The sequence below is a fragment of the Helicobacter cetorum genome (genome assembly GCF_900198405.1).
Lineage (GTDB): Bacteria > Campylobacterota > Campylobacteria > Campylobacterales > Helicobacteraceae > Helicobacter > Helicobacter cetorum_C.
Window position 1 is genome coordinate 26,711 of the sequence record NZ_FZMR01000024.1, and the last position, 10,089, is coordinate 36,799.

Sequence of the window (10,089 nt, forward strand, 5' to 3'; positions counted from 1 at the left end):
ACTCCTAGCCTTTAAAAGCCATTAAAACATTAAAATATAGCTAAACTACAAAACTTTCTATTTTAGCAGATTTTATTTAAACCAACCTTTTTTAATCCCCTCTGTTAAATCACAAAATACTAATAAAGAATAAAATGGAATTATTTTTGCTTTCAATTCTACAACTATGTATTGCAAAAAAATACTAACATTTTAAAAGAGCTGTTTTTCAAGGAAAACCCAATGCCAACTAATATCAATACCCCCAACACTCAAATTCCTACTAAACCTACAGCCACGCTCTCAAAAACCCCTAAAAATCCTAGCATAACCCCAAAAGATTCCAAGCATTTCAAAAGTCTTTTAACCCAAAAAATCCTAAAAACCACCCCCAAAGACAGCCTGCATAAAAGCACGACAAAAACAGAATCACAAAAACCTTTATTAAAACCCACTAGCCTTTCAAATACCCCAAACTTACCCCAAAAATCCCACAAATCTCCCCAACAAGCACCAAACGCTCCCACAAATGCCCCCACACTTAAAGACCTTTTAAGCCCTAAAAAAGACAATAGCGAAAAATCAAACGCCCCTACAGAAACAGCACCACTCTCCCTTACACCACCCATTACCACACCCACGCACGAAAAAAGCTCGCCCAAAAAACCTACCAACTCCCCCTTAACCCCCCTTAATCCCAAGCCAAATTCACAAAACACAACACCTTCAACGCCTATTCATTCTCCTAAAACACTCAAAGATGTAGATTTGCTTGCTAAAGAGCATAATCTAAACGCCAACAATCTACACCTAAGCACGCAACAAGAGACCCCAAAAAAGGAATTTAAAAATCTAAGCACCACTCAAAAGCTTGCTCCTCATTTGTCTCAATCTAGCCCAAATAACCCCCAACCTAACCCAACAAATACCCCTAGTCATACCCTCTCTCATACTCCTACCAAAGAAGTAAATCTCTCTAGCGTTTTACAATCCCTAGACACAAAAGATTTAAGCCCGCAAGACAAATCCATAGCCCCTAAAACGCCCCTTTCTTCTTTTAAAAAAACAAACCTACCTAACGATGAAAAGAAAACGCCCCCTTTAAATGAAAGCTTGCAAACTCATGCGATTAAAAGGGCTAAAAAGCCTAAGGTTTCTAATAAAAGCAAAAAGAGATTAGAAAAAACCCCTAGCATTCAAAAAAACCAAATCCAAACCCTAGCAAATGCCCTACAACAACCCCTTAAAACACCCCCCTTAACGCCACTAACGCCTATGTTTATGGGGCTTAACACCCATAATACTGATAATGCTAACTTTCAAACCCCTTTAGAAAAAGAAGAAAAAACTACCCCTATTGATACCAAAGAAAGCGTTAAAGAGCCTAGTGCCATTCAAAACACCCAAACCACACAAACTAGCGATAATAAAGGCATTACTCCCAAAGAGAGTATTAAGCACTTTACTCAGCAATTAAAACAAGAAATCCAAGAATACAAACCCCCTATGACTAAAATCTCTATGGACTTATTCCCTAAAGAATTAGGTAAAGTTGAAGTAACCATTCAAAAAGTGGGTAAAAATCTTAAAGTGAGCGTTGTCTCTCATAATAATAGTTTGCAAACCTTTTTGGATAACCAGCAGGAGCTTAAAAATAGCTTGAGTGCTTTAGGTTTTGAAGGGGTGGATTTAAGCTTTTCGCAAAACCATTCTAAAGAGCAACAAAGCCATAAAGAGCAACAGCTAACCCCCTTAAGAGAAAATGCCCTAAAAAGCTACCAAGAGAACACAAACGATGAAATTAAAGAACTACCAACAAATATGCAAATCACTCTTTATGCGTGATTTTTAAGCAAGTTTGCTTTATAATAAGACTATCTTTAATAAGGAAGAGAACATGGCCATTGATTTAGCAGAAGTTACCGGAGCCAAAGCCGCACAAGAAAGAAAAAAAGACCAACCTAAAATTGCTAATGGGTTAGACAAAGACGCTTTTATGAAATTATTCCTAGAGCAATTGAAAAATCAAGACCCAACCGCCCCTATGGAAACAGATAAAATCATCACCCAAACCGCACAACTCACGCAAGTTGAAATGCAAGAAGAAAATAAAAAAACTATGCAAGAAGTCGCCAGTGCGATGAAATCTAGCAAAGAAACCAACGAATCTTTAAAGGATTTTCAAAGCTCTTTAAAAGACACTATGGAAAATCTCAATAAGGGCATGGACGATAGTCTAAAGGCTAATAACTCTTTAAGAGAAGTAACTGCATTAAATTCTGTTAGTATGATAGGAAAGATTGCAGAAACTGATGTGAGTGGAGCGAATTTTGATGGCAACAATAAGCTCACTTTTTCACTTTTCTTTGATGAGGCAATTGATACTTCTAAAGGCACACCTACTATTCAAATCTTAAATGAGAGTAATGAGCTAGTCAAAACCCTTTCTCTAAAAGATTACAACGGCAAAAAGGGCTATATCAATTTTGAATGGGATGGCATTAATGAAAAAGGGGAAAAAGTCCCTAAAGGAAGTTATAAAATCAAAGCTGAATACAACCTAGACTCTCAAAGCAAGCAATATTTACAAACTCGTATCGGTAGAGGCGAAGTAGAGAGTGTACTCTTTAATCAAGGCAAACCCATGCTAAGAATGGGCGAAATGATTCTACCCATAGATAGTGCGATAGAGTTTTACAAGCCTGAAAATCAAAAACCACATAAAGAGCAAGCATGAATGACACCCTTTTAAACGCATACAGCGGAATTAAAACCCATCAATTTGGCATTGATAGTCTCTCTAATAACATCGCTAATATTAACACCCTAGGCTATCGCTCTAATGAACCTGAATTTAAGAGTTTGTTTTCTTCACATTTAGACTCTCTAAATGCAAAGTCAGTTGCCGCTAATGATAGGAATTATGGTGTTACGGGCTCAGGAAATGCCCTTTCTAACAAGGATGGCGAATACATGCCTAGTGAAGGGGAGTTTCATATGGCTTATCAAGGCAAGGGTTGGTTTGTTATAGGGCCTAATAAAAATGGCGAAATCACTATCAATAAAGATGGCTATGAAAAAAAGCAAGATAATTTTCTCACTCGTGCCGGAAATTTCGTGCGAGACGCTGATGGCTACTTAGTAACCCCTGAAGGCTATTATGTCTATGGAGTTGATTTAAAAAAAATAAAAGATGGCACTCTTAATGCTACCCCTAGAGATGAAGACATTGAAAAATTGCATGGCAAGACCCTTTCGCCTTTAAAAATCCCCCAAGATTTAACCTACCAGCCTGTGCTTAGCACTAAAGTGGGTATTAGCGTGAATCTAAACCCCAAAGACCATGTAAAAGGGGCAGAGACTTTTTTTCTAGACAATAAAGGCGAGATTATAGAAAAGCGCTTTTTAAACCAAGACATCAATGCCCTAGCCAATGATGATGATGAACCTATTGATGCAATTACCAATCGTAAATTAACTATTAGCATTCAAAAAGACGGCAAAAAAGAAGATTTTACTTTCATGTATGGGGATGCTGAGGGAGTTGAAAATCAGTTTAAAACCTTGGGCGATTTAAAAAAACTTCTCAAAGAAAAAACCGGACTTGATTTGAATCTTATTAAAAGTGAAGACGATTTGAAAAAGCCCCCCCTTTTATTAGACATCTCTAATCCTAGCGATACCCCTATCACTTTTAGCTTGCATGGGGGCATTGCAGACAAATTAGGCTTGAGTGCTAATGAAATGGAATTAAAAAAGGGTATTAGCAGAGATTCGGTAGCCATTAGAATCCCCTACTATAGCACTTCAGTGGATATTTATGATAAATCTGGCAACAAATACATGCTCCAAAGTGAATATTTTATGACTAATTCTAACGACCCAGCCTCTAGCCCTAAAAGCAAGCGCAAGGAGCAGTCTTGGGAAGTTAATAGCTATATTATAGATAGTAGGGAAAAAGACCCCATCAATCAATCTGTTTGGGAAACTATTTCTTTTGATTCTGAAACCAATAAAATGAAAGCCAAGCCTATCACTTTAGATTTTAAGGGCAACAAACTCGCTTATTCATTAGACAAGAGCGAAAGTCATGATTCTAGTGATTTGTCCTATCAAGATTCTAAGCTTTTAGAAGTAAGTCAAGATGGCAAGCCTAAAGGCATTTTTAGAGACATGCGCATTGAAGAAAATGGCATTATCTCGCTTTCTTTTAGTAATGGAGCCGTAGAGCCTGTCGCTCGTATAGGCATTTTAGCTTTCACTAATGACCAAGGGTTAAGAAAGGTAGGTGGAAATGTCTATGAAATGGAAGAAGGCACCGTAAATGGACAAAACAGACCCTTAAGCGGTAACCCTATTTTAGGGTGGGACGAAGATGGCAAGCTTAAATTTGGAAAAATCAGGCATAAATATTTAGAAACAAGCAATGTGAATGCCGGAAATGCCCTAACAAATTTAATCTTAATGCAAAGGGGCTATTCTATGAACGCTAAAGCCTTTAGCACCGGTGATGATATGATTAAGGAGGCTATTAGTCTGAAAAAATAGTAAGCATGTTAAAATATCCTTTTAAAAGGATATTTTATGATACCAACACGACTTAGTAAAATTGTAGAATTTTTAAAGCAAAACTACTCCAAGAAAGATACCAACATTGATTGACAATAATTTTTCTATCCAACTACCAAAAGCTAGGAATATGAATAATTTATATCCAAGAAGTTTTTGGAGAGTTTTTTGAATAATTTAGACATTAAAAACTTAGGGCAGGTTTTTACCCCTAAAAACATTGTAGATTTTATGCTTAGTTTGAGACAAAATCAAGGGAATATTTTAGAACCAAGCGTAGGCGATGGGAGTTTTTTTAATTGCCTAAAAAATGCCATAGGCATTGAAATAGATTCTAAAATTTGTCCTAAAAACGCCCTATGCATGGACTTTTTTGACTATTCTTTAGACAATCAATTTGACACTATTATTGGTAACCCACCCTATGTCAAGCACAAGGATATTTTAAAAAGCACCAAAGATAAGCTAGATTACACCCTTTTTGATGAACGCAGTAATTTATACTTGTTTTTCATAGAAAAAGCCCTTAAGCATTTAAAACCTAAGGGCGAACTGATTTTCATCACTCCAAGAGATTTTTTAAAGTCCACTTCTAGTGTGAAATTAAACGAATTTATTTATCAAGAAGGCACGATAACGCATTTTTTTGAGCTAGGCGATAAAAAGATTTTTCAAAACGCCATGCCAAATTGTGTGATTTTTCGTTTTTGTAAGAATGATTTCAGTAGAATCACAAACAACCATTTGCAATTTGTATGTGAAAAAGGCATTTTGTATTTTCTAAATCTTTCCTATACAAAAAAATTAAGCGAGATTTTTAAAGTCAAGGTGGGAGCTGTGAGTGGGTGCGATAAAATTTTTAAAAACAAAGAGCATGGCAATGTGGAGTTTGTTACTTCTATCACCAAAAAAACAAATGCCTTAGAAAAAATGGTTTTTGTCAATAAACCTAACGCTTATTTATCGCAATATAAAGAAAGCTTAATGAAGAGAAAAATTAGAAAATTTAATGAAAACAACTGGTTTGAATGGGGCAGGAAACACCACATCTCTAAAGAAAAACGCCTTTATGTAAATGCTAAAACACGCCAAAAAAATCCCTTTTTTATCCATAAATGCCCTAATTATGACGGCTCCATTCTCGCTCTATTCCCCCATAATCAAAGCTTGGATTTACAAACACTCTGTGATAAACTCAATGCCATTAACTGGCAGGAATTAGGCTTTGTGTGTGATGGGCGCTTTTTGTTTTCGCAACGCTCTTTAGAAAACGCTCTTTTGCCTAAAGACTTTTTAAAATAGGATAAATAGTGTTAGAAACTTTGAATCTAAACCCCGAACAAAATAAAGCCGCTACAGCAACAATGGGGCATAACTTAATCATTGCAAGTGCAGGCACAGGTAAGACTTCTACGATTGTGGGGCGGATTTTACACTTGCTAAATCATGGCATAAAACCTGAAGAAATCTTGCTCTTAACCTTTACGAATAAAGCGAGTAATGAGATGATTGAAAGGGTAGCCAAGTATTCCAAACTAAGCTCTAAAATTGAAGCAGGCACTTTTCATGCAGTCGCCTATCGCTATTTAAAAGAGCATTATCCTAATTTGAGTCTCAAACAACCACGAGAATTAAGAAAACTCTTAGAAAGCATTGTGGATACTAAAAATTTTATTGATGATGATAAAAAGCCCTACACCACGCAACATTTATACGCCCTCTACTCCCTTTATACTAACGCCCTAAAAGAAGAAGATTTTAGCACATGGCTAACTAGCAAAAACCCTGAACACACTCAATACAGCATTTTTTATGAAAACATTTTAGAAGAGTTTGAAAACACCAAAAAAAAGCATAACTATATAGACTATAACGACTTGTTGCTTTTATTTAAAAAAGCCATGCTAGAAAAGGGCAGTCCCTATAAAGAAGTGCTTTGTGATGAATTTCAAGACACAAACCCCTTACAAGAATCCATTTTAGACGCTATAAACCCCCCAAGTCTCTTTTGTGTGGGCGATTATGACCAAAGCATTTATGCTTTTAATGGGGCTGATATTTCTATCATCTCTAATTTCACTCAAAAATACAAGAACGCCCAAGTTTTTACTTTAACCAAAAACTACCGCTCCTCTAAAGAAATCCTAGACTTAGCTAATAAAGTGATACAACATAACGAACGCATTTATCCTAAGAATTTAGAAGTGGTAAAATCAGGGAGTTTTAGTAAGCCCACGCTTTTAAACTATAACGACAATATCACGCAATGCCAAGATATAGCCAAACGCATTGTAATGAGAAAAAATTTTAAAGAAGTAGCAGTGATTTTTAGGAATAATGCAAGCGCGGATTTAATAGAGGCCTCTTTAAGAACACTTGGAGTGCCAAGCAAGAGAAAGGGTAGCACAAGCTTTTTTGAATCCAAAGAAATCGCATTAGTTTTAGATATTTGCACGCTTATTTTTAACCCTAAAGATATTATGGCAGCCATTCATATTCTAAGCTATGTGAGCGATGTAGGGCCTAATATCGCTAAGGATATTTATGAAGCCTTAATGCTACTAGGTGATGGGGATTTAAAGCTTGGTCTAACTAGCCCTAATAAAGAAGTCAAAATCTATTCTAAGAAAAAAGAAATCACTTCTATGGGGCTTTTTGAAGAAATTTTTGCCCTAGAAAATAGCTCAAGGTTTAATGGCGTTATTTCTAAGGCGTTTTTTTCACACCCGGTTTTTATGCACCCTAAAATCTCTATGAATGGGGCTAAAATGTTAAGCGATTTTTTTACCCTCTATGTTTGCGCCCCTACTCATTCGCCTATTTCTTTAATCAAACACATCACTACAAGCACATTTTTTCAAACCTTTAAAACACGCCTTTTAAAAGAACGCTCCAAAAATAAGGACGGCTCTAACAACGAGTTTAAGCACCTTCAAGCTCAAAAACGCTTTAATGAAAAGATGGAATTATTAAGCTCTTTAGCTAAAAATTACCAAAATTTAGGGCGTTTTTTAAATGGCACCTTACTTGGCGCTAATGAAGCTTCGCAAGGAAATGGCGTGAATCTATTAAGCGTGCATGCCTCTAAGGGCTTAGAATTTAAAGATGTTTATATTATAGATTTAATGGAAGGGCGTTTTCCTAACCACAAGCTGATGAATACTGGGGGCGGAGTAGAAGAAGAAAGAAGGCTTTTTTATGTCGCTGTTACAAGAGCTAAAGAAAATCTATGGCTCTCTTATGCTAAAAGTGAATTAAGAGACAACGCTAAGAACAAAGAATACGAGCCGTCTATGTTCTTGTATGAAGCAGGACTTTTAAAGAAAAAAGTTAAATAACTCTTATTTCTACTCCCCCTTGCCCCCCTTTATGCTACAATTAAAACTTATTTTTATTTCATTCATAAAATCATTTAAAAAAAGGAAATTTCTTAATGTCTCATAACAGATTAAAATTTTTTAGTGCTTTAAGTTTAAGTTTATCTCTAGCTAGTTCTTTAATGGCTGAAGAAAGCGCTTGGTTTTTAGGGGCTAACTATCAAATGGCACAAATGAGTCAAAGTTCTACTATGACTAACCCTTATTACAATAACCCTGATATTTTCGGNNATTCTCCCCTAAAAGATAAAAACCTACTAAACTCTAACCAATTAACAACCCTTTCTAATGATGTTTCTAGTCAAATCACAAATTTACAAAAACAAATAAAAAATTCAAGTAATCAAGCTCAAGCACAACAAAAAAACCAACTCGCTCAATTAAAAATCCAAGAACAAGCTATCAATGTCTTAAATGCTATCCAACAAGACCCTAGCTTACTTAAAAACTCTCAAATAGATAAATTAGCTAAAAGCTTACAATTAAATGCAGGTTTAACACAAAAGGGTGTAGGGATTATGAGTTTAGGATTAGTGTTAGCCCAAAGCAATGAATTATTACAACTTATTAACCCTAGTCAAGTTAGTAGCAATCCTAAACAAACTACGCTTATAGCAAGTAATCATTATGCCTTAGAGAGTAATGCTAGTGTAATAGAAAATCTTCAAAACTTGCAAGTGCAATCATTCAAGCAATATTTAGAAAATTTCTTGCAAGAATATCAGCATGAAGAAAAACATATTTCAAATAACTCTACTATAAACACTATAGTTGAAAAAAGCAATGAAATCTTAAAAACCCTAGAAACTTCAAATAATTTAAACAACCCAACTATTACAACAAATTTAAATGATATTATTACGCTTATACAAGATAATACGATTGGTAACCCTAACGCTCATATAAGCGATAGCCAAATCATAAGTAGTGGATATATGGGGTGGAATTCGCATTTAACTAATAAAGCTAATACTTCTGTTTATTTATCCCCTAATTATGGTATCCATTCTCTTTTGTTTTATCAAATGCTACAAGGCATAGCCGAAAGTAAAAAAGATACAAATTATACTTATGCAACATACTATGCTAGTGATGCATTACAAAATGAGTATGGAAATTTTATCAATAGCCAAATCAATAATAATGTGTGCCAAGATAAATGCCAACAAAAAACACCAGCAAGATTACAAGCCTTAATCCAAAAATTAAACGACCCTGAACTTGAAAAGATTGAAAAGCAATTCAAACCAGATTATGATAACGCCCCTAATGGTCCTTTAATGGCAAACATTTTTACAAGCACCCTAAAACAGCTAGAAACTAAAATCAATGCTTTAAATTTTACAAAAGGTTCTACGCAAGAACAAGATAAACAAGAAGCTTTAAGTCTTATCAATCAAGCGCTTGTTAAAGGCTCTATTTATGACAAACAAATGGATACTAACAACATACAATTTGGTTCTTGGGTGTATAATGTTGTAAATGGTGGTGTTATTACAGCTAGTATTCAAGTAGATGGCAATACGATTAAAGTGCAAGGCAGTTATTGGAATAGTGAAGGCAAACAAGAAACTTATACTCCTAGTTCGCAAGCTAATCTAAGCACCCCACAAGACCTTTATAATAATATTATGTCTTGGTGGCAAAATGTAGGCAACATAGCTAACGCTTTAACTACGCATAATAACCAAGAATTAGGCACAGCTATTGATAAATTAGGAACATTCTATAACGAGCAATGGCAAAATAATCCATATTATCAAATAAATGTCGCTCCAAAAGATGAGATAAAAACTCTTTTAAAAACACTCAACAGCACTCTACCCACAAAAGACCAAGTAAGCCAAAATACCTTTAATAGCTGGACTAATTTCTTAGCTTTACCCCCTAAACTCAACACTTATAACGAATTACAATCTTCTAAACCCATAGCCTTAGCAAGTCTAAGCACCTTAGCTAGTATGTTTAATCAAATGAATTATTTAAGCTCTCCTACGACTAAACTTATCAATAATGATAAAGACATAGAAACTAAACAACAAGGTTATATGCTAGGCTTTGGAATAAAGGGGGGATATAAACAAATGTTTGATTACTATATTAAAGGTAATCAAAAGAGTAAAAAGAAATACGGGCAATTTGGATTAAGATACTATGCTTTCTT

General features: G+C 35.1%; 5 protein-coding genes and 1 pseudogene. All 6 read left to right on the forward strand.

Annotation, left to right across the window (positions count from 1 at the left end; translation table 11 throughout):
• Positions 1 to 222: 222 nt before the first annotated feature.
• Positions 223 to 1,824 (forward strand): flagellar hook-length control protein FliK, encoded by a 1,602-nt coding sequence (locus tag C6H25_RS07350; RefSeq protein ID WP_104748788.1) that lies wholly within the window; start codon positions 223 to 225, stop codon positions 1,822 to 1,824.
• A gap of 52 nt (positions 1,825 to 1,876) precedes the next feature.
• Positions 1,877 to 2,713, forward strand: a pseudogene (gene flgD / locus C6H25_RS07355) (flagellar hook assembly protein FlgD); the annotation flags it as partial.
• A complete protein-coding gene (locus tag C6H25_RS07360) occupies positions 2,713 to 4,527 on the forward strand; it encodes a flagellar hook protein FlgE (RefSeq protein ID WP_104748789.1) in 1,815 nt (604 codons plus the stop codon). The pseudogene flgD and the gene C6H25_RS07360, both read left to right, overlap by 1 nt.
• A 177-nt stretch (positions 4,528 to 4,704) precedes the next feature.
• Positions 4,705 to 5,850, forward strand: coding sequence for an Eco57I restriction-modification methylase domain-containing protein (locus C6H25_RS07365; protein ID WP_104748790.1), 1,146 nt, complete (start codon positions 4,705 to 4,707; stop codon positions 5,848 to 5,850).
• 8 nt (positions 5,851 to 5,858) lie between these two features.
• The gene (locus C6H25_RS07370) at positions 5,859 to 7,886 is read left to right on the forward strand and encodes an ATP-dependent helicase (protein ID WP_104748791.1); all 2,028 of its coding nucleotides are present in this window, start codon (positions 5,859 to 5,861) and stop codon (positions 7,884 to 7,886) included.
• A 95-nt stretch (positions 7,887 to 7,981) separates the two neighbouring features.
• The coding region (locus tag C6H25_RS09105) for a hypothetical protein (RefSeq protein WP_104748792.1) at positions 7,982 to 10,089 on the forward strand (2,108 nt) is incomplete at its 3' end.